This is a genomic window from Gemmatimonadaceae bacterium, from assembly GCA_035633115.1.
Lineage (GTDB): Bacteria > Gemmatimonadota > Gemmatimonadetes > Gemmatimonadales > Gemmatimonadaceae > UBA4720.
This window is the reverse complement of record DASQFN010000011.1, coordinates 51762-73490: the sequence shown is the minus strand read 5'-3', so window position 1 is coordinate 73490 and position 21729 is coordinate 51762. Positions and strand designations below refer to the sequence as shown.

Below are 21729 nucleotides of genomic sequence, written 5' to 3'. Positions count from 1 at the left end.
CTCAGTCAGCCGCCACTCCGTAACGTGAGCGTGTCACGTAGCGGGCGGCGACGCTTATTACGAGGACCATGCCTATGAGCACGAGCGCTCCCGCCCATGCCAGCGAATGCCATTCGTCGTACGGGCTGATCGCATATGTGAAAATCTGAAGAGGCAATGCGGCAATCGGCTTGTCGAGCGATGTAGACCAGAAATGGTTCCCGAAGGCCGTGAATAGGAGAGGTGCCGTCTCGCCCGCAACTCGCGCAACCGCAACGAGCGCGCCGGTCACGATTCCGGGCATCGCGGTTCGGAGAACCACTCCGAGTGAGGTGCGCCATCTCTGGTAGCCGAGCGCGAGCGCTGCTTCGCGCAATGTGTTGGGCACTGTCGCGATCATCTCTTCAGTCGTCCGCGTGACGAGCGGGATCATCATCGCTCCGAGGGCGACTCCGCCGGCAAGTGCGGAAAAATGACCGATGGGTCGAACGAGAAATTCCCACGCAAAAATTCCCATCACAATCGACGGCAATCCGTTCATCACGTCAGAGAGGAACCGTACGATGTTCGCGAGCCTCGAGCCTTTGCGATCTGCGAGATAAAGCCCGGCCCCGATGCCGATTGGAAGCCCCATCGCCGCGGCGATCGAAATGAGAATGAGCGTCCCGACAATTGCGTTCGCCATGCCGCCGCCTGCTTCTCCAACCGGCTGGGGCATGCGAATGAAGAAGTCGGGATTGATCGATGTAGCGCCGAGCTTGATCAGGTGAAACAGGATGAAGATGAGAGGAAGCGTGGCAACTGCGGCGGCAACGTAGGTGAGCGTTACCATCACGCCGTTGGCTGCAGCCCGCCGCTTTCGATTCGACTCGGTGGAGAAGAATCCTGCGCTCTTCTTCACTTCTCGCCCTTCATCGAAACGCTCCACACCAGCCAGCGCGCGATCGCGTTGACGATTATCGTGATCAGAAAAAGCAGGGCGCCAACCGCCATCAGCGCGGCGACGTGCATCTCGTTGGTCGCTTCGCTGAACTCATTGGCAATGAGCGATGCCATGCTGTAGCCCGGAGCAAGCAGCGACGCGGCGATCTCCGGACGGTTGCCGATTACCATCGTTACCGCCATGGTCTCGCCCAGCGCTCGGCCGAGCCCGAGAATGATTCCTCCGACGATGCCCGATTTCGCTGCGGGGACAACCGCATCACGAATCATCTCCCACTTTGTTGCGCCGAGAGCGAGCGCCGCTTCCCGCTGCGCGCGTGGAACCGCTCGAAGAACTTCACGCGAGACCGCGGAGATGTAGGGAAGGATCATCACGGCGAGCAGCACGCCCGCCGCAAGCATGCTTGGCCCGTATGCCGGCCCGCTGAAAAAAGGAGTGCTACCGAGGTGCAGCGTGTCGCGGAAGAACGGCATGACGTACTCACGCAGCAGAGGAACCAGAACAAATATTCCCCACAAGCCGTAGACTACGCTCGGAATCGCGGCAAGAAGATCGACGAGAAACCCCACCGGCTGCTTGAGCCAGTTTGGCGCAAATTCCGACAGAAAGATCGCGGAGCCGAGCGCGAACGGAGTTGCGAGAACCAGCGCGATGATCGACGAAACGATCGTACCGAACAATGCCGGCGCCGCGCCGAACTTTCCCGCTGGAACGTTCCATTCGCTCGACGTAATGAAGCCGAAACCGAACGTGCGGATAGCCGGCCACGCCGCCACAATTATCGCGACGCCAATCAGTATCAGGAGCAGGGGCACGAATGCCGCGAAGCCGGTTGTGACGACCGTGTACGCCCGGTCTCCGATGTGCGAAGCCGCGAGCGCATTCGCGAGCCGCGACTCCGGCGGGCGGCCAGGTGGAACCTCGCTCAGGCCCCCGGCAGCTCCGGCAGCGAGTGCGCTCGAACCGCCCGTCACGCGCCCGCTGGAAGCTTGATCGAGGAGAGCCGCGTTATGAGCTTTGCGCGCATCTTATCGGGCAGCGGAGCGTAATCGAGGGCTGAAGCCGCGGGCTGCCCCTTCTCGTAGGCCCAGCGCAGGAAGTCGACGAGCGCACGTCCCTTGGCAGCGTCAGTCTGATTCTGATAGACCAGCAGCCATGTCATCGATGCGATCGGATAGGCATTCGCTCCATTCGGATTGATGATCGACACGCGATAGTCGCTGTTGTCCGTAAGGGTATCCGCAATCGCGCCGGCAGCAGCAGTTATCGACTCGAGCGTTGGGTCGACGAATTGTCCTGCAGCATTCTGCATCAACGCGTACGCCAGTCCGTTCTGCTTTGCATACGCCAGCTCCACGTAGCCGATCGAACCCGGCGTCTGCTTCACCTGGCCCGCCACTCCTTCGTTCCCCTTGCCGCCGAGGCCGACCGGCCATGCGACTTCCTTTCCGGCTCCTGGACCCGCTTTCCACGCCGGGCTCACTGCCGTCAGATACGAAGTGAAGATGTAGGTCGTGCCGCTCCCGTCAGAGCGGTGCACGACGAGAATGTCGGTATTGGGAAGGTTGACGCCCGGATTGAGGGCGGCGATTGCCGGCGCGTTCCACTTCTTCACTCTGCCAAGGAAGATATCGGCCAGTACTGGCCCGGTGAGCCGCAGCCGCGACGTCAAACCCGGAAGATTATAGGTGATTACATCCGCGCCGAGCACGGTTGGGAAATGGAGGACCGGTCCTCCCTTTGCCTTGCCCATCTCGTCGCTGCTCATCGGCGCATCGGTCGCACCGAAGTCGACGGTCTGCTCCTGCACCTGACGGATCCCACCGCCCGAGCCGATGGACTGATAGTTGATCTTCACGCCGGTTTCGGTCGCGTAATCAGAGAACCACTTGGAGTAGATGGGATAGGGAAACGTCGCGCCTGCTCCCGTGAGCGTGGCGTTGCTGCCCGCAGAGCCGCTCGGGTTGGCGCTATCCGACGTCGCGTTGCTTCCTTCACTCGAGCAGGCCACCAGGAGAGCGGCCGCGGCGACCAGTTTCCAGTGCTTCACAATCGGCTCCTTGATGTGGTTGTTGATTGCGCGATGACAGCGCTGGCAGGCAATCCGAAAGCTACCCGGCAGCCGCAGCGCTTCGTGCCAACCAGCATGTAACGGGATTGTCACATTGCGCGAGGGTCCGTCGGCTCAATGGATTCAGGCCGCGCGTTTCGGACCGTTTACGTCATCATGCTAGGGCCGAGAACCGCCGAGAAAGAGAATCACAGGTTCTCTTCTGTGTTCTCCGCCCAACCATGCTGCATGAAAGGATCTTGAACGCGCGGCCTGAGCTCATTGGACCGACGCACCCTCGCGCCCCTAGAAGCTTGTGACGACGTGCAGGTAGTAGACCCTCGTTGGCGTAACTGCCGTCGTACCCTTTGGAGTTTGCTCCTGGTAGTCGAGCGCGATTGCCGTCTGCTTGTTGAGGTCCCAGGTCAGGCCCGCGATCACGAGGTTGTAGTGCCCGTCGCTGGACTTGTTTGGCTTGACCTGGTCCCACCGGGCGACGATGCCGAGTGGAATCGGCGACCCGGGGTTGGCAATCAGGAACGGCTTGATGTGCGTGTAGGCGGAGAAAAGACGTCCGGTCGAATCGCTCACGAGTCGTGGAGAAGCCGGCGTATTCAGGCTCGTACCTTCGCCTTCGTCCTCGCGTTGAGCGTAGTCCGCACCGATGATGAGCCGGGGATCCTTGATACCGGCAAAAACGCCCCAGCGGTTTCGATCGAGCGCGTCGCCGACGGGGCCAACCTGCCCGGGACCCCCATTCACGAACCTGCTGGCGATGGCTCCGCGATAGACCCAGCCGTCGATCGCAAACGTGCGGACATAGGTGAGATCACTCTTGCCGAGGGGTGTGAAGGTGAGCCGCGCGCCGTAGTCCTTGAAGCGGTCGACCTCCCGTGACGTGTAGCCCGGGCCATTGTACACTGCTGCGTAGAGCTCGCCAATTTTGTTGGGAAAGGTCAGCAGAGTCGCGAGGCCGGCGTCGGAAGACGAGAAGTATCCCGCGCGATCTACAGCGACGGTCGAAAGCCAGCGCGGCCAGAAGCTCTCCTCGTGATCGATGAACATGTTGTGAAGGAGACCGATCCTCGCGAGCGCACCAAAGCCGGAGCTCTTCGCGGGCTGGATGTAGTCGTACTGCAAAAATGCATACTTCGCGCGTATCACCCACCCTCGGTAGAACGCATCGGCGTTGTTCGTCGAGCTCGTCTGCTGGAACACGTCGGTGGTGATTCGCACACTGGCGCGCTTACCCGCAGCGAGCCTGAAGTTCAGGTAGGCGCGCTCCAGCTCGAACCTGTTCTGTGCCCTGTTCGCCGCCTCGCCGTGATACTGATAGTTGCCGAATATGACGCCGGAAAAATTGAGAGCGGGAGGCGCCGGAGCGGGTGCGGCGGACTGCGGCGGTGAAGTTCCCGCTGGCTTCGTGGTGTCCTGTTTCGGTGGCGCGGTCTGCGGCGGGACGTATTGGGCAGCAGCTGCAGCGGGGAGTATCAGGGCGGCGGCGAGCGACAAGAGAAACGCGACAACCGTTGCGCGTGATTTCACCGTGAGCTCCTTTTGAGGAGAATTACCAGCAACAGTTTGGCGATATTCGGCCCACGAGTGTGCACACCGCGTGTAACGAACTTGTCACGACCGGCCACCCGGCGGAGGAAGAAACACCCTGATCGTCGTTCCTCTACCGAGTGCACTGGTTGCCTCCACTCGGCCTCCGTGCGCTTCGACAAGATGCCTGACGATTGCGAGTCCGAGCCCGGTACCGCCTGCCTTCCGCGCGCGACCGGTGTCCGCACGGTAGAATCGCTCGAAGATCCGCGGGAGATGATCCGCCGCGATCCCTGCACCTGTGTCGCTGACCGAGATGATCACGCGGCCTTCTGCGCCTCGAGGCAGCTCCGTCGAGATTGTCACCGTGCCTTGCCTGGTGTAGCGAATTGCATTCTCGAGCAGGTTGGAAAGGATCTGCCGGAGCGCGGTCCTGTCGGCCAAGACCTCGCGCGCCTCTGGTGCTATTCGTGTGACGACGCTGGTATGCTGCTCCGAAGCAGCGCTGCTCAGTGCGCTGACGACATCCTCCACGAGTGGCGCGATCTCCAGCGCGACGGGATTCGGTCGCCAGCCGCCCGATTCGATTCGTGAAAGATCGAGCAGATCATCCACGATTCGTTGCAGCCGCGCCGTGTGCGTGCCGATCATCCCGGCGAAGCGGCGCCTCTCGTCGAGTGGAATTGTCTCATCGGACAGCGTCTCGGCAAAGCCGGCTATGACCGTCAGCGGAGTACGGAGCTCGTGCGAGACATTCGCGACGAAATCGCTCCTGACCGCCTCGAGACGCCGCGTCGTCGTGAGGTCCACCAGGGCGAGAACGGCGCCACCATGCGGAAGCGGACGCGCTGTGACGGAGAGAGTGCGATCACCGTACGCGAACTCGACAGTCGCATGCGCCGACCCCTGCAATGCGCTCGAGAGCGCTTCTCTGAGCGCTCCATGTCGCGGGAGAAGGTCGACTGAAAAAGGAACAGGGGCCGTTACGCCAAGCAGTCTCCGTGCCGCGTCGTTGACCTCGACAACGTGTGACGCAGAGTCTACCGCGATGACTCCCTCCTCGAGAGATTCGACGATCGCCGACAGCAGAGCCTGCTCGGATTGCAGCGAGGTCAGTCGCGCACTCAGCTGCTCCGAGAGCCGATGAAGTGCAGTTGCCAGATCGCCGACTTCTCCGGGAGCGGCCAGCGCGGGACGGCGATCCATGTCACCGTCGGCAATCGCGCGCGCGACATCGCGAAGCTCGACGATCGGCCGCGAGATGCTGCGCGAGAACTGAAGGCTCAGTACAACCGCGAGAAGCAGCGCAACCACTCCGGCCAGCATCACATCGCGCCGCGCTCGCGCGAAGACGGCCTCCAGCTCGCGCGTCGGGAGCGATACGCGAGCAACGCCCAGCGGAGCACGCACCGCGACGTAGAGCTCCTCGTCTCCGGCGGATGCGCTGACGCGCGTCGCGGACCCGACACGCGATTGCCACGCAGCGGCGACCTCAGGCCGGCTGCCGTGATTCTCCAATGCACGCAGCGCTTCGCCGTCGAATCCGGAATCGCCAACGACAACGCCTTTGTCGTTTATCAGCGTAACGCGATGCTCGAGGGCCCGGCCTGCAGCATCCGCGAGATCGTCAGCCGAAAAAGTCGATCGCCACTCGACCGCCACGAACCGGGCTTCGCGTGCCAGCTCTGTCACTGTCTGCTCGACTATGCGCGCATGCAATCGCCGGTCGATGATGAGCACCACAGCGGCGACGAGCACAGCCACGATCAGGAGAACGTTGAGAAGCAGTCTCTGGGAGAGCTTCATCCGATTGGCGGCCCGGGACTCTCAGCCCTGCCGCTCACGCCTGTCACGCGGCCTCTGCTCCTTGATTGCTGCGGTTACCGAATCGGCGTTCGGCCATCCCTGACCGGACAATTGGGACAAGGGCGTCGCGAGGCCAAGCATGAGAGCAATCGGAATGCGACGGGAGAGTGTGAACGAATTCATTGCGCTGACGATCGCGTTTTGAGGTAGCTCGATTCTACGTCCCGGGGCGCAGTTGGGTCAATTGCCGGCCGCGAACCCGCGATTCTCAAGCATCTATGACGGAGGTTTCAAAGGGATTCGACGGATTATCCGGATTTGAGTCGTACCGGCGTAAACTGGTGCCCACACCCAACCGTATTTCTCTTTTGTTTTTAACAACAAGAGAACTCGACATGCTGAGTGGCGGTCCGCCTGGTTTGGCGCCAGTCGGGAGACAATCCGGAAAATCTGCCGAATCCCTTCGAACCCTTCGTCATAGATGCCAGATAGAAAAGAAAGAGACCTTCATGTGCGAAGATCTCTGAAAGGCGCAAGAGGGACTAATCCGTTCTACCAGACAGGATCCGCCTCGAGAACCCCATCAACCTCGTCGTGTGGAATTGGCGCCGAGAAGAGGTAGCCCTGTCCGTGCTCGCACTTCAGCGCTCTCAGCTCGCGCAGCTGCTCGGCGCTGCTGATGCCCTCCGCCTCCGCTCGAACGCCGATGATCTGTGCGAATGTCAGTATAGTCCTCACGAGTCGAAGGTTCTTGTCATCCGTGTCCATCGTGCTCACCAGGTCGCGGTCGATCTTGATCGCGTCGATCGGAAGCCGGTGGAGATAGATGAGGGATGAGTAGCCGGTGCCGAAATCATCGAGATACACCTGCGCGCCAAGCTGCTTGATCTGCGTCAGGAGGAGCATCGCCGCGCCACCCTTGTCGATCAGCGCCGCCTCCGTGATCTCGAGACGGAGACAGCCCGGGGAGATTCCGCTGGTGCGTATCACACTTGCGAGCTGGTCGAGAAGATCGGGCTGGCTGAACTGCTTGACCGAGAGATTCACGCCCATGCTCAGCGGGTGCTCACGCGGATGCGCCTTCTGCCACTCGGCCAGCTGTCGGCAGGCCTCGGTCAGCACCCACCGGCCGATACGTATTATCAGCCCGGTCTCTTCCGCGATGGGAATGAACTCGCTGGGCTGAACGAGACCACGCAAAGGATGCTCCCACCGGAGCAGCGCTTCGAGACCTGTAATGCGTCCCGTGCGAAGCGACACGAGCGGCTGGTAGTGGAGCCTGAACTCGCCTTGCTCAACTGCGCGACGCAGGTCTGTCTCCAGCTGCAGACGGGCGAGGGCGTCGGTGTGCATGGCCCGGTCGAACATCTCGTACCGCGCGCGGCCGGCTGCCTTCGCGCGATACATCGCCATGTCGGCGCTGCGCAGCAGCTGCTCGGGCTGCTCCTGCGACATCGAGCTGGTCACGATGCCCATGCTCGCCGACGTCGTCACTTCCGCGCCGCCAAGGTTTATCGGGAAAGACAGCGCCTCTTCTATTCGCTCGGCGACGCGCCCCGCATCGCTCGTTTCGCTGATGCTCTCGAGGAGAATCGCGAACTCGTCGCCGGAGAGACGTGCAACCGTGTCTTCCGGGCGCAGGCACGCTTCCAGGCGACGGGCAACCGCTCGCAGCAGCTCGTCGCCGGCAAAGTGTCCGAGATTGTCGTTGACGTCCTTGAATCTGTCGAGATCGAGAAACAGCACCGCGAACATGTCGTCGGGGTGTCGCGCGTTCCGGCGCATCGAGTGCCGCAGGCGCTCAGTGAACAGCGAGCGGTTGGGCAAACCCGTGAGCGCGTCATGGAGCGTGCTGTACAGCAGATGCTCCTGCGTCTCACGCTTTGCCGTGAGGTCATTTCGGAGCTCCATCTCGGTAACCACCGAGTCGCAAAGATCAGCGAGAGAAGCAACCTCGGCGGAGGTCCAGGCGTGCGGAGCAGGATCGACTACCGCGATAGTTCCGATCACCATCCCGTCCACCGTAAGAATCGGTGCGACCGCATAAGCAACGCCGTCGGGCGACTTCGTTTCGGCGCCGGGGTTGCCCGACGCGCCGGCGGACGTCGCCTTGGCGTCACTGATCACGACGGACTGGCGCGACGACACCGCCTGCCGCGCAAACCGCTGCGCGAGGGGGACTTTTCTCCAGACACGCGACCTGCCCGTGAGCCCGACACTGCTCTTCACGACGTGACGATCCTCGTCGACCAGCGAAACGATTGCGATTGGAGCGTGAAGGAGGCACGCAGCCAGACGCGCGACGCGATCGTACGACTCCTCGGGGAGGTTGTCGTAAGGCGTCGCTGGCCGTAGCGGCTGCTTGGCGGAAGTCACTCGATCAACCTTGGAAGAAGGCATTTCGCGCTTGCGGACCGATTTCGATTTCGGATTTGCCACTAAAACGACTCGAGCCTCACCAGTTTCAGCACCCTCGTCATGTCCGGAAATGAGGTACGGCACCAACTCACTAGTTGGCGAATGAAACTCGCGCAATGTAGACCCCGCCATTCGCTTCTCAAAGAACAATCCAGAGGCAAAACGCAAAATCGGTCAAACGCCCTATCGTTTGCCTAGAACAGGCTCTTAATCCACCCTCCGTCTACCTGAATCGACGTTCCCGTTACGTAGCTGGCGCGCTCCGACGCGAGAAATGCGGCAACGGCAGCGAATTCCTTTGGCTCGCCAAGCCGCCGCATCGGGATTTCCGCCTCCGATTTCTTCATCGCTTCAGCGACTGAGATTTTCTCGCGGGCCGCGGTTGCCCGGGCTAGCTCCTCGACGCGTTGCGTGCGCGTGTACCCCGGGAGGATGTTGTTGACGGTGATTCCATCGCGTGCGACTTCGTTGGCTAGAGTGCGCGCGAATCCGGTCACCCCGGCGCGAAGACTGTTGGAGAGCATCAGGCCTTCGACCGGCTGCTTCACGGCGATCGACGTGACGTTGATGATTCGTCCCCAGCGCCGTTCTCTCATTCCCGGCAGTACAGCGCGACACAGATTCACCGTGCTCAGGAGAGTCAGCTGAACAGCGTCGCTCCACTTCTCCGGCCCGAGTGACTCGAACGTCCCCGATGCGGGTCCGCCGGCGTTCGTAACGAGGATGTCTACTCGTCCGAAGCGGTCGAACGCCGCCTTGACGAGTCTCTCAACGTCTTCCGGGCGCGCGACATCCGCGGCGACGGCTTCGACTTCGACACCACTCGATCCTCTGATGGCAGCTGCAGCTTCGTGCAGCGCCGTCTCGCCGCGCGCGCAGATGACGAGCGACGCGCCCTCGGCCGCCAGCTCCTCCGCTACCGCGCGTCCAAGTCCCCTGCTCGCCGCGGCAACGAGCGCGATCTTTCCTCGCAGCCCGAGATCCACGATCTATTTCCGGAGGTAGCTGTCCGTTTTGTTCAGCCAGTCTTCTCGCGGCGGGCTGAAAACGTCTACGTCGACAGTATCTTCGAGCGCTTCCGCCTGATGCGGCAGATTCGATGGGATGTGGAGCACCTCCCCAGCGTGCACAACCACATTCTCACGCTGGTCCTCTCCAAGATGGAATTTTAGCGCCCCCTCGAGGATGTACGTGATCTGCTCATTCTCGTGCGAATGCTTCGGCACGATGCATCCCTTCTTCAGATACACGTGCGCGAGCATCACGCGCTCACCAGTGATGAGCCGTCTGTCGAGCATGTCGTTGACGCGCTCCTTCGGCATGTCCTCCCACCGGTGGAGCGTGGCGCCGCCCGAAGCTGATTCACTTGCCATTATGCCTCGCTAGTGGGGAAACTGGACAGACAGGGAGGTCCTTTATTTATATAGTAGAAACATAATTTTCCGGCGCGGCGTGTATCATCGCCCTGGTCGTCATGGACCGTCCCCGCCATGGTGACTGCCCGCAAAACCCATTCTTGCTGAGAGTGCGGCAGGAACTTCTGCTCGTGACGTTCTTCTGAGGGCGAAAGCTCCGAGTGAAAACTCCCGACGCCGGTTCCGGCGTCGGGAGTTTTTTTTCAGCGGGCTGGGCGCGGTTACTTGATGCTGAAATCCTTCGTCCCGGCCGAGACGCCGTCGAGCAGAATCTCTACCTTGTAGTCACCCTTTGGCCACGCACTCGCTTTCGCGAGGTGGAATTCGTGCCTGGTCTCGCCGCCGGTCGGGGAAATGTTCTGAGACGACTCGCTCACGGTCTGCCCTGACTGGAATGTCCATTTCGCAGCGAGCCTCGAGCCGGCCGAAGCTCCCTCCGTCTTGACCGAGGCGTAGATCGTATCGCGCACGGCGAAGTCGTCGGTCTTATCCTTCAGCGTCCTGTCCGGATTGAGGCCCTTTCCGACGTCTATCTCCTCGACTACGAGCGCTGCGGCGACCGGAGCAGCGGGCGGAATCGTCGTAGTCGATGCGCTGGGCTCGGTGTATGCCTCGTCCTTTTTCCCGCATGCGACGACGGGGATGATTAGTGCAAGTGTGGCTGCGCGCAACAGTGTCGCGCTTGTAAGGCGGTACATAGCTTCTCCTGAAATTCGTTGGTCAGGCGTCGGGAATCATGAATTCCTGGCCGGGGTGAATGAGATCGGGGTTCTTGATCTTGTCACGGTTGGCTTCGTAGATGCGCTGCCACTTGCTCGCGTCACCGTAGACACGCTTGGCGATCTTGCTCAACGAGTCGCCGCTCTTCACCGTATACATCTGCCCAGCGCCGCCGGTGGGCGCCGATGTCGACGCGCCGCTGGACACATCCGAGAAGTCTGCGGGTGCAGCCGACCCGCCGGCGCCGGAAGCGCCCGATGTCGTATCCGAAAAATCCGGCTTGTCCGATTTCTTTCGATTGAGAATGCCGCCGTCCGGATCGTTACCGAAAATCGATCCCGGCTTGTTATCGAAGATCCCCATATGCCCCTCCTCCTGGATGGCGCCGCGCGACCTCGCGCGGACCTGGATTAGAGGGCACGTTGCGGGCCATTAATCAGCGAGATTGGCGCTTCGGATTCGGGCCTCGAGCCGCACGCGCTCTCCGTCCAGTACTACGGCCTCTACCTGCATCGGATCGCGATCACCTGCGTTAACTCAGTTGCGGATCATGCCGAGGCTTTCGCCGGCGCGGCGGGAGGGCTTGGTGGAGCGGGGGGTGTTGGTGGCGGCGGCGGAGGCGGCTGCGGCGGCGGCGCGAGCGGTCGCGGGGTAAGCGGAATTGTCGGACGCGAGAGGTGGAACTTCGTCGCCTCCTGATATGCCCTCGCGACTGCCAGAAGCCTGGCTTCCTCGAACAGCCCTCCGAGAAATGTCAGCGACACCGGCGTCCCGTCGTCGCGGAAACCGTTCGGAAGTATCACGGCTGGGTGTCCCGTGAGATTCGTCGCCACCAGCTGAAAGAGGTTCGCTGCCCCCGTTGGCGTGACGATCACATCCACCTTCTGCATCAGCTCGTCCCAGGCGCGGATCGCGTTGCTTCGAACGCGATTTGCGTTCACGTAGTCCACGGCTGGAATGAACCGCGCAGTGCGAAACGTGTTTGGCCAGTCGAATCGTCCCTGCTGGACCATCTCCTTGTCGCGGTCCGAGCGCGTCAGCTCATCGAACGCCGCGGCCGCCTCGGCGGTGAGAATGATTCGCATCGCGTCGTACGGCAGGTCCGGCAGGTCGATGGGGATGAGATTGATGCCAAGCCCTCGCAGCACGCCAAGCGCGGCATCGTCGAATTTCTTCGTGGCGTGCAGCGTGCGCTTTTCGTCCTTCGGATCCATGACAGGAAGATCGAACGCGGCCTTCACGTATCCAACGCGAAGCGTCGTCGGCTTGAGCGATGCGTTCCAGTTGAACGGCGCCGCGATGACGCTCGTGTCTTTGCCGTCCGGTCCATGAATAGCGTCGAGCACGAGTGCGCAGTCCTCGACGCTTCGGCAAATCGGCCCGAGCTTGTCCATTGTCCACGACAGCGCCATCGCTCCCGTCTTGGGAACTCGCCCGTAAGTCGGCCGGAGCCCGGTCGTACCACATCGCGTCGACGGTGACGAGATAGACCCGAGCGTCTCGCTGCCGATCGTAAAGCCGACGAGACCGGCGGCAGTGGCCGATGCGGGCCCTGCTGACGACCCGCTCGAGCCCTGGTCCACTTTCCACGGGTTTCGTGTCGTGCCACCAAACCAGATGTCACCCTGTGCCAGCTCGCCGAGTGTGAGCTTGGCGACGAGCACTGCCCCCGCGTTGTCGAGTCGCTGAACCACTGTTGCGTCTTCCTCGATCACCTGCTCCTTGTACGGCCCGGCGCCCCAGGTCGTCTTGTAGCCGCGCACAGCCAGGAGATCCTTGGCGCCCCAGGGAATTCCGTGGAGTGGACCGCGATACCGACCGCGCGAAATTTCCGCGTCGGCCGCGCGCGCCTGGGCGATAGCACGATCCTCTGTGAGCGTGATAACGCACTTGAGCACCGGATCGTACCGCTTGATACGGGCGAGATACATCTGCGTCAGCTGGAGCGATGTGACTCTTCGGCGACGGACGAGGTCCGACAGCTCGGTCACCGGAAGGAACGCAAGCTCGTCGAGACTGGACGGCACCGCTCGGGCAGTAACGGGTGACCGAACCATCGCCTTCTTCGCCGTGCGCGGCGGCGTCCGCCACGGCGGAACGGGATTGAACACGATTGCGGGCGCTACGCTGTTCGCGAGTGGAATCTTGTGAAGCGCCTCGAGCCGCAGCTCCTGCGTCTTGAGGCCCTCGACCATCATCGCCCGCTCCGCCTCGTCGAACTTCAAACCGGCGACCTCTTCGGCGTTCGCGATCGTTGCGACCGTGATTTCTTCACCCGATGCAATCCGCGCCCAGAGGACGCCTGGGAGAAGTGTCGAGCTCAGTCCAATGCTCGCGAAATAGTTCATGAACGAGCGACGATCGTACGTGGTTTGATCGCTCAACGTCCGTCTCCTTGGCCGAGTTGAGAGCCTAAAAAGACGTTGCGCGTCGGGATTTCGCCATCCCGCTCAGGCGCGGTTCTTGAACGGTGGGTACTGCGCAGTACCTACAAGGAGACCTCATGCGACACGCTGCAGCGCTTGCACTCGCGACACTTCTCATCGCCGGCTGCGACGCAGGGAAACGAGCTCAGGCCGCCGGGGCACTTGAGCCGGTTTCCTCGAGTGAGGCTGACAGTGCGTTCAACGCGATGGACGTGCGACACGGCAAGGCGGTTGGTGTCGACCCGATGGCAATGGCGCACCGATTCGAGACGACATCCCAGGGAGGCGACATCATTCTCGAGCGCGGAGTGCATGACGAGCTGGGCATAACTCAGATCCGCGCGCACCTTCTCATGATCGCGCGATCATTCGCGCGCGGCAACTTTGCGGTGCCGGGATTCGTGCACGAAAAGCCGGTGCCTGGCACATCGGTGATGACTCAGCGGGCGAACCGGATCTCCTACTCGGTCGAGGATCTCCCGCACGGAGGTGTAGTCCACATCCGCACTGAAGATCCAGAGGCCCTGCAGGCGATCAAGTCCTTCATCGCATTCCAGATTTCGGAGCACCGAACGGAGCGCTAACGAGCTCTACTGTACGCATTGCCCCTTCGGATCGGGCTTCGGCTTGTCCACGACTACGCGGTGGTCCAGGTTCGCGACATGTTCCGCGACGTCGGCTACGAAAGCCGTGACTTTCTGGAGGTGCGGATAGGCGATGTACTGCGGCTCATCGGTGAGCTGGTGATAGTCGCTGTGCCCTGCTGTCGTGAAGAAGGTGATCGGAATGCCATAGCGGGCGTACTCGTAGTGATCGCTCCGGCAGTACATAATCTCAGGGTGTCCGTTCGCGTCGAAGCTGTAGTCGAAGACGAACCCGTGGTTTCGGCTCTTGTTCACTGACTCGACGATGTCCCCAAGCTCCGTTGACAGACGGCGGCTCCCGATCAGCTGAAGGAAGTTCGGACCGCCGCCGGGAAGATCCTGAGCTTCGCCGCGGCCGATCATGTCGATGTTGAGCTGTGCGACGATCGAATCGCGTGGAACCGTTGGATGATCGGTGAACCACTCAGCCCCGAACAGGCCAAGCTCTTCCGCCGTGTGCCAGACGAAGATCAGGGATCGCTTCGGTTTTGTCCGCGAGAGCGCGAACTTTTCGGCGATCTCCAGGACGCCCATTGATCCCGATCCGTCATCGTCCGCTCCATTGTAGATGGAGTCGGGCCGTGCAGGGCGAATCCGTCGAAGGCTGTCGACGTTTACGCGAATTGAAGCGCGCTCTGGCTCGGTGAGCCCCGTTCCCGGAAACCGCGTACCCTGTCCGGTGCGCGCGTTATAGATACGCTCAGCTATTTCGTTGAACACCTTGAGGGAGTCGTGATCGAGAGGACCAGCGCGGCGACGCCCGACGTGATCGCTATGAGCTCCGATGGCCACGTACTGGCTGCGCAGCTTCGGGTCGCTTCCAGGCAGGATCGCAATGACGTTTCTCGCCGGAGACTCGGTCACGTTGTACCGAACGGTGCCGCGCAGCGTGCGACCGAGAGTGCCGGGCCGCGCGTTCTCCAGAGGCACCCCCAGAAATTTCGTGACCGCCGCCGGAAGGACGCCAATTGTGAGCCGCGACCGCGCGGTGTCGGCATCACTTCTGAGTCGGGTCGAGCTACCGGTGGCAAAAGCGCGGAACTGATTGAGCTGACCCTCGGGAATGACCGTCATGAAGCCTGCGGCGGCAGGGAACCGGCGGGCGGCAGCCGCCGTTCCCGCAATGATGAACACGATCTTACCCGCGGCCTGCTCCGGTGTGATCGACGATGTAGAATCCGCTGCGTTCCCGGCGAAGATGACCTGAGCCCCGTCGATTGGCCTGACAACGCCCGCGGCGCTGAGCGGGAAGTAGTCGGTGCCGATAACAACGGGCTGGGTGTCGGCAGTGATTGCCGAGGTGGTATCCAGAGTCCGCGTGATGAGCGGTACCGCCTGCAAGAAGGTGCCGTTCTCTCCACCCGGCGTGAGGCCGAGCCGCCGAACTTCGCGCTCGATGTACATCGTCCCCTTCAGTGCACCCTCTGCTCCTGCGCGCCGACCCATCATCGAATCGTCGGCAAATATGTACACTCGAGTCATCAGGTCGGCCGCAGTAATCGCCGCGGTCGTCGGCTTGGGTGCCATCTTGAGCGGCAGCTTCGACTGCGCCGACGCGAGGCTCGAGCAAAGAGCTGTCGCAGCAACGACCAGGGCCGGAACGATGTGTCGGATCGATCTTGTCATGGTTAGCTGTTGAGGATTTTTTGTTGTTTACCCCAGAACGATACCCCGGGTTAGAGACGCTGGAGTAAGGGCTTTGTAAGAATGGGTTCCAATCGCCGGATTATTTCGGAGTCCGGCTGAAGCCATCATCCCCGTCGAAAAGCTGGAGCTTCTCGACGTGCATCCAGCGGAGAGTCTCCCCGACGTGAGTGAGAAGCGAGAGGATCTCCGGGTCGGATATGTCACCGTGTCGGTCCTTCGCGAGAAAGCGGCAGCGGTACTGGTCCACCAGGCTCACCGAGCGAGCCGGCGCGGGGTAGACCGTATTTCCACGATTTGTAATGGCATGCAGCGAGAATCTGGTTCGATCCGCTGCCGCAATGAGCTCGTCGCCAAGCTCGTCCGGCTGCAGCGTGCTCTCAACGAAGATGTCAACGCCAGTGACCTTGCGTATCTCAACCGGAGTCGCGGCCACTTCAGTGGCTCGTTCAGGCAGACGCACAGCCTGGAAATCACGGGAACCGCTCGTCGCGGAGACCTTTCCGAGATTCGAGATCACTGCATCCGCAAACTCGGTTGTCGAGGAAGGCTTGCGTGATCCGGCCATGTCGGCGCTTCTGACACCGCTCTCGAGCGTGACCAGAACGGCCTGCTCGATGCGGTTTGCAGATTTCCCTTCCCCGATGTGGCGTAGCATCATCGCCGCGCTCAGAATCAGCGCTGTCGGATTTGCGATGTTCTTGCCCGCGATGTCCGGCGCCGACCCGTGCACAGCCTCGAAGATTGCCACATCGCTCCCGATGTTGGCCGAGGGGGCGAAGCCGAGGCCCCCCGTGAGGCCCGACGTGAGGTCGCTGAGGATGTCGCCGTTCATGTTCGTCGTCACTATTACGTCGAACTGTTCAGGCCGCATTGCAAGCTGATGTGCGCAGTTGTCGATCAGAATGTGCTTCGCTTCGATTGACGGGTACCGCGGGGCCATGGCCTCGAATGTGTGCTGGAGCATTCCCTCCGTGAGCTTGAGGATGTTGGACTTTGTCGCACAATGAACGCGCTCACGGCCGGCCGCCAGTGCGAACTCGAACGCCAGCTCGACGATCCTCTCGCAACCGCTGCGCGTAATGATCTTGAGCGCTTCGGCGACAGCCGGCGTCTGCATGTACTCGATTCCCGTGTACAGATCTTCGACGTTCTCACGGACGATCACGATGTCGAGCTTTCTCCCGGTGAACGGCGTCGTGACGCCGGGCAGCTCGCGCACCGGACGCAGATTTCCGAACGTCTCGAAAAGGGTCCGGAGGGTGACGTTCGCCGACTTGTTTCCGTGACCGATGGGCGTCTCGAGGGGACCCTTGAGAAGAACCTTCGTGTCGCGGATGGAATCGACGGTATCGGGCGGCACTCCGGACTCGATTCCCTGGGCGAAGACTCTCGCCCCCGCCTGTCGCACTTCCGCCTCGATCGCGACGCCGCTGGCGTCGACAACCTTCAGGGCGGCAGACATCACTTCGGGCCCGATACCGTCGCCCGGTATCACGGTGATTTTTCGCGTTCCGAATAGCATCGCGGGAAGCTAACCGAGCAATTGCGGGGCCGCGTTGACCCTCACTACCGCGCGGGTTAGTATCCGACTGCGCGCGCGTAGCTCAGCTGGATAGAGCGTCGGCCTCCGGAGCCGAAGGTCGTGGGTTCGAATCCCGCCGCGCGCATTCCCGCCAAACCCGCTGCAGTATCTGATGCGTGAAGACGAGATTGATGTCGCGCATGTCTAACCAGCGCAGCTTCGAAGCGATGCGGCCGCCGATGTCTTTGGTGATTTGGTCGCCTCGATCGCATTGAGCGTGATCCGGCAGGCGTCGACGCCAGCCCAGGGGGCTCTGGGTATTGCGGCGATTACCAGATGTTTATATATTCATTGTCTCCTCTGTCCAAACCGTTTTCTGGTGACGACAGGCGACAAGGATTCTTCAACCGTTCCGTCGCGTTTTCTGGTCAGGCCCACGCGACGGCCCAAACATCGTTGCGGAGAAAAATAGATGAAAAGGAATCTCGCGCTGGCACTGGTGGCCGCGTTCGCCGTGGCTGCCTGCTCGGAAATGTCCGAGCCAACCAATCCGTCGGCAACTCCGAATGTGTCGTACTCTGCGGCCTCGGACAACGCCGATGTGATTCCCGGCCGATTCATCATCACCCTGCGTGATGGCGTGGACCCGTCGACAGTCGCGGCGGAACATGGCGCCCGACCGGATTTCGTCTACCACGCGGTGCTCAACGGATTTGCAGGTGACATATCCGAAGCCGCCAGAAGCGGTCTGATGCGGGACGCTCGCGTGTTGCGCATCGAGCCGGATGGAATCGCGCGCGCCTCCGCAACGCAGTACAACGCGACGTGGGGCATCGATCGCGTCGATCAGGGCAGCCTTCCGCTGAGCGGCACATACTCCTACACGGCGACCGGCAACGGCGTAACGGCCTACATCATCGACACTGGAATCGAAACCGGCCACGCCCAGTTCGGCAGCCGGGCGAGCGTCGGCTATGACTCGTTTAACGGCAACGGACAGGATTGTAACGGGCACGGCACCCATGTGGCCGGCACTGTCGGCGGCACGACCTACGGCATCGCCAAGAATGTCTCGCTCAAGGCGGTTCGCGTCCTCGACTGCAACGGCTCCGGCTCGTGGAGCGGCGTCATCGCCGGCATGAACTGGGTGGTACAGAATCACGCAGCGGGCACCACCCCGGCAGTTGCGAACATGTCCCTCGGCGGAGGCGCCAACAGCTCCGTCGACGCGGCGGTCAATAACATGATCAACGCCGGCGTCGCCACCGCGGTCGCGGCGGGAAATGGAAACTGGATTGGAATCGCACAGGACGCGTGCAAGTCGTCTCCGGCGCGAGTAGCCAACGCGATGACGATTGGAGCGACAAACTCGAGCGACGCAAAGGCATCATGGTCGAACTACGGGAAGTGTGTGGATTGGTTCGCTCCGGGGGTGAGCATCACCTCCGCGTGGACGGGAAGCGGAACGAAAACGATCAGCGGAACGTCCATGGCGGCGCCTCACACCGCGGGCGTAGCGGCGCTCTATCTATCCGTCGCAGGAAACGGTAGCGCCAGCTCGCAGACCGTTCGTGACGCATTGTACGATCGCACGTCCAGGAACATCGTCAAGAGCTCCAAGTCGACCAACGCGCATTTGTTGTTCTCCAACTTCTAGAACACGCTCGCGGAAACGGGCGGCCACGCTTTCAGGAGCGTGGCCGTTCCTTTTCCGTTCCCCTTTGCGGCCCGAGATTGCTCGCCAGCTTCCCCTCCCGGTAGCTTTCTGAATGGCATCGAAGGTCCACTGGAGCGAGCTGAAGATCGGTCTGCTCTGCGTTGCGGGAGTTACCGTCGCCGTCCTCTCCATCCTCCTGTTCGCCCGCGTAGGCGCGCTGCACGGCGATACCGAGACACTCTACGTCACGGTCGACCACGCTCCAGGCGTTCTCAAGGGGACTGACGTGTGGCTGCTCGGCCGGAAAGTCGGGCTGGTGAAGAACATCACGTTTCGGCCGGTCACGGTGGACACGCTCCACCGGCTCGCCATCGAGACGGAAATCATGGCCGACCGTTTCCACCTGATCCGGAAAAACTCGTTCGGCGACATACGCGCCGGCGGAAATCTCATCGGCAGTCCGGTGGTCTACATCGGTGGGGGCACAGCGGCAGCTCCACCGGTGAAAAGCGGTGACACGATCGCGGCACTCGTCGGAGGAAAGCCAGGCATCGACGACCAGATCGACACGCTTGCCGCGGGACTCGTCCGCGTCGCTGACAGCACGGGGAGGCTCCTGCGGCTGATGAGCGATCGCACGACCAGTATCGGCCAGTTCCGATCGACCGGCATGGCCTCGATGCGCTCCGCCCATGCCGTGAGCGCGGATATCATGAACCGCGCGACTAAGGGAAGTGGAACGCTCGCACTCGCCCATCGCGGTGCACTGGGCGACCGTATTCGCCGGGTGATGGCGCAGACGGATTCGATCAAGCTTCTGGTATCGTCCGGAAGCGGCAACGTCGGGCGCTTCCGCCGCGATTCCACTTTGATGCGGGAAATCGCCAGTGTAAGAGCGGAAGTCGATTCGCTTCGCCGGATCTTTTCGACCGAGGGCGGAGGCGTCTCGCGCCTGCGCTCCGACACCGCGTTGAAGCGCGCGATGGGGCAGGCTCGGGCAAACCTCGACTCGCTCATGATCGACCTCAGGAAGCATCCGTTGAGATACCTGTCGTTTTGAATCTTGACCCGATTTTCAGGTACAGTTAGGTTCGCCAGTACAGCGACGGTCCGGACAGCCGTTGTCTTCCCTCCGCACACGAATCTTCGCAAGTAATCCGGGCACGCGCGCCCCGCCCCGCGCTTCCCTCTTCTCTTCCCCTCCGCATTAGCAGTGGACATCGCAGAGCTCAAGCGCAAATCAGTAACCGAGCTGCAGGACATGGCCGACGGTCTCAAGATCGCCGGAACGTCGGTCGTCACTAAGCCTGAGCTGATTTTTCGTATCGAGCAAAACCTGCTCGACTCGGATGTCGCGCTGCACGGCGAAGGCGTGCTCGAGATACTGCCCGAGGGTTACGGATTCCTGCGGAGTCAGGACTACAGCTATCTCGCCGGACCCGACGACATCTACGTCTCACCGTCCCAGATCAAGCGCTTCGGCCTGCTGACGGGGGATCTGGTCAGAGGACAAGTCCGGCCGCCAAAGGCCTGGGAGAAATACCTCGCGCTGCTCAAGGTGGAGAGCGTCAACGGGCTCGACCCGGAGATGGCGAAGTCGCGGGTGCCGTTCGACAACCTTCGGCCGCGCTATCCGGATACACGTCTTCGCCTCGAGTCGAAGGACGGCGACCTCTCGATGCGCGTGGTGGACATCTTCGCTCCGATCGGCAAGGGCCAGCGCGGAATCATCGTCTCGCCGCCGCGCGCCGGGAAAACGATACTCCTCCAGAAAATCGCCAACTCCATTTCGGAGAACCATCCGGAAGTCACGATCATCATGCTGCTGATCGATGAGCGGCCCGAGGAAGTCACGGAGATGATCGCCAGCACGGTTCGCACTGAAGTCATCAGCTCGACCTTCGACGAGGGTGCCGCGCGGCACGTTCAGGTCGCGGACATGGTTCTGGAAAAGGCAAAGCGTCTCGTCGAGAGCGGCAAGGACGTGGTGATTCTTCTCGATTCGCTCACTCGATTTGCGCGTGCGCACAACGCGATGGCACCGCAGTCCGGGAAGATTCTCTCCGGCGGCGTCGATGCCGCAGGCCTTCACAAGCCAAAGCGTTTTTTCGGCAGCGCGCGAAAGATCGACGGAGGAGGATCGATGACGATCATCGCGACCGCGCTTACGGAGACCGGATCACGCATGGACGACGTGATTTTCGAGGAGTTCAAGGGAACCGGCAACATGGAGCTCGTTCTCGACAGGAAGATCGCCGACCGGAGAGTCTTCCCGGCAATCGACATCTTCAAGTCCGGAACGAGAAAGGAAGAGCTTCTTCTCACCCAGGCCGAGATGAACCGCGTCTTTCTGCTCCGCCAGTTTCTCTCGGATATGCCGGAAGCGGAAGCGGTGGAATTCCTCTTGCGACAGATGAAGAAATCGAAGAACAACGCCGAGTTCTTCCAGCAGATGGCGCAGGGGAGTTGACGCCGGCTGGACGCATCTCCTCAATTTGCTCACCCATTCCATGACTTCGGCGCTCGGCAGATATCTGGCTGTGGACTACGGAGAGAAGCGTGTGGGACTGGCCATCAGCGATCCGCTCGGGATGATTGCGTCACCCGCGGGTTTCATCGTGCGTCGCGCCGGTAAGCGCCCTCCCGTGGCGGAGATTATCAGACGCGCCACCGCGCTCGAGGCACGGGGCTTTGTGCTCGGGCTCCCGCTCGATCAGAACGGAGACGAAACATCGTGGACGCGCGAAGTGAGAGCCGTCGGCGCCGAGCTTGGCAAACGCACTGGACTGCCCGTGCGATTCGTCGACGAGAGATTCACGACTGCAGCTTCTCTGCGCGCAGTGCGCGAGATGGGTGGATCGACGCGCGGACGAAAAGGTGACGTCGATGCGATGGCCGCAGCGATTCTGCTGAGACATGCGCTCGACTTGCCGGAGTAGACCACTGCGGAACAAGTT

At 61.6% G+C, this 21729-nt stretch carries 19 protein-coding genes and 1 tRNA gene; 6 read left to right on the top strand and 14 right to left on the bottom strand.

The window, feature by feature from the left end; translation table 11 throughout:
* Position 1: 1 nt before the first annotated feature.
* The 12 genes from pstA to VES88_01285 all read right to left on the bottom strand — a co-directional run bounded on the left by pstA (position 2) and on the right by VES88_01285 (position 13260).
* On the bottom strand, positions 2–880 hold the full coding sequence (gene pstA, locus VES88_01340) for a phosphate ABC transporter permease PstA (GenBank protein ID HYN80118.1): 879 nt from the start codon (positions 878–880) through the stop codon (positions 2–4).
* Positions 877–1896 carry a phosphate ABC transporter permease subunit PstC gene (pstC, locus tag VES88_01335; protein ID HYN80117.1) on the bottom strand — a complete coding sequence of 340 codons (1020 nt, stop codon included), beginning with the start codon at positions 1894–1896 and terminating at the stop codon, positions 877–879. Before pstC ends, pstA begins: the two co-directional genes overlap by 4 nt.
* Entirely contained in the window at positions 1893–2972 is a 1080-nt protein-coding gene (pstS, locus tag VES88_01330; GenBank protein ID HYN80116.1) for a phosphate ABC transporter substrate-binding protein PstS, read from the bottom strand. The genes pstC and pstS overlap by 4 nt, the downstream gene beginning before the upstream one ends.
* Positions 2973–3278: 306 nt before the next feature.
* The gene (locus VES88_01325; GenBank protein ID HYN80115.1) at positions 3279–4517 is read right to left on the bottom strand and encodes a hypothetical protein; all 1239 of its coding nucleotides are present in this window, start codon (positions 4515–4517) and stop codon (positions 3279–3281) included.
* Between the two features lie 84 nt (positions 4518–4601).
* Positions 4602–6323 carry an ATP-binding protein gene (locus VES88_01320; GenBank protein HYN80114.1) on the bottom strand — a complete coding sequence of 574 codons (1722 nt, stop codon included), beginning with the start codon at positions 6321–6323 and terminating at the stop codon, positions 4602–4604.
* Between the two features lie 21 nt (positions 6324–6344).
* The gene (locus VES88_01315) at positions 6345–6506 is read right to left on the bottom strand and encodes a hypothetical protein (protein ID HYN80113.1); all 162 of its coding nucleotides are present in this window, start codon (positions 6504–6506) and stop codon (positions 6345–6347) included.
* 369 nt (positions 6507–6875) lie between these two features.
* Positions 6876–8699: an EAL domain-containing protein gene (locus VES88_01310; GenBank protein ID HYN80112.1), complete on the bottom strand. Its 1824-nt coding sequence runs from the start codon at positions 8697–8699 to the stop codon at positions 6876–6878.
* Between the two features lie 236 nt (positions 8700–8935).
* A complete protein-coding gene (locus VES88_01305; GenBank protein HYN80111.1) occupies positions 8936–9727 on the bottom strand; it encodes an SDR family oxidoreductase in 792 nt (263 codons plus the stop codon).
* 3 nt (positions 9728–9730) lie between these two features.
* Complete coding sequence (locus VES88_01300) at positions 9731–10114, bottom strand: cupin domain-containing protein (protein ID HYN80110.1); 384 nt, start codon at positions 10112–10114, stop codon at positions 9731–9733.
* A 263-nt stretch (positions 10115–10377) separates the two neighbouring features.
* On the bottom strand, positions 10378–10854 hold the full coding sequence (locus VES88_01295) for a hypothetical protein (GenBank protein ID HYN80109.1): 477 nt from the start codon (positions 10852–10854) through the stop codon (positions 10378–10380).
* Positions 10855–10876: 22 nt separating this feature from the next.
* Complete coding sequence (locus VES88_01290; protein ID HYN80108.1) at positions 10877–11239, bottom strand: LysM peptidoglycan-binding domain-containing protein; 363 nt, start codon at positions 11237–11239, stop codon at positions 10877–10879.
* 185 nt (positions 11240–11424) lie between these two features.
* Positions 11425–13260 carry an amidase gene (locus VES88_01285; protein ID HYN80107.1) on the bottom strand — a complete coding sequence of 612 codons (1836 nt, stop codon included), beginning with the start codon at positions 13258–13260 and terminating at the stop codon, positions 11425–11427.
* Between the two features lie 119 nt (positions 13261–13379).
* On the opposite strand from VES88_01285, the gene VES88_01280 reads away from it, so the two are divergent.
* Positions 13380–13886: a hypothetical protein gene (locus tag VES88_01280; protein HYN80106.1), complete on the top strand. Its 507-nt coding sequence runs from the start codon at positions 13380–13382 to the stop codon at positions 13884–13886.
* 6 nt (positions 13887–13892) lie between these two features.
* Here VES88_01280 and VES88_01275 read toward each other — a convergent pair whose 3' ends face one another.
* Together VES88_01275 and VES88_01270 are read right to left on the bottom strand one after the other, a co-directional pair.
* Positions 13893–15572: a M28 family peptidase gene (locus VES88_01275; GenBank protein ID HYN80105.1), complete on the bottom strand. Its 1680-nt coding sequence runs from the start codon at positions 15570–15572 to the stop codon at positions 13893–13895.
* Between the two features lie 100 nt (positions 15573–15672).
* Positions 15673–17115: an NADP-dependent isocitrate dehydrogenase gene (locus VES88_01270; protein ID HYN80104.1), complete on the bottom strand. Its 1443-nt coding sequence runs from the start codon at positions 17113–17115 to the stop codon at positions 15673–15675.
* A 71-nt stretch (positions 17116–17186) separates the two neighbouring features.
* Here VES88_01270 and VES88_01265 point away from each other — a divergent pair.
* The 5 genes from VES88_01265 to ruvX all read left to right on the top strand — a co-directional run bounded on the left by VES88_01265 (position 17187) and on the right by ruvX (position 21711).
* Positions 17187–17260, top strand: a tRNA-Arg gene (locus VES88_01265).
* Positions 17261–17587: 327 nt separating this feature from the next.
* Positions 17588–18772 carry a S8 family serine peptidase gene (locus VES88_01260; GenBank protein HYN80103.1) on the top strand — a complete coding sequence of 395 codons (1185 nt, stop codon included), beginning with the start codon at positions 17588–17590 and terminating at the stop codon, positions 18770–18772.
* Positions 18773–18884: 112 nt separating this feature from the next.
* Complete coding sequence (locus tag VES88_01255) at positions 18885–19832, top strand: MlaD family protein (protein ID HYN80102.1); 948 nt, start codon at positions 18885–18887, stop codon at positions 19830–19832.
* A gap of 153 nt (positions 19833–19985) precedes the next feature.
* Positions 19986–21242, top strand: a complete 1257-nt coding sequence (rho, locus tag VES88_01250) for a transcription termination factor Rho (GenBank protein HYN80101.1) — start codon at positions 19986–19988, stop codon at positions 21240–21242.
* Between the two features lie 40 nt (positions 21243–21282).
* Complete coding sequence (gene ruvX / locus VES88_01245; GenBank protein HYN80100.1) at positions 21283–21711, top strand: Holliday junction resolvase RuvX; 429 nt, start codon at positions 21283–21285, stop codon at positions 21709–21711.
* Positions 21712–21729: the final 18 nt, after the last annotated feature.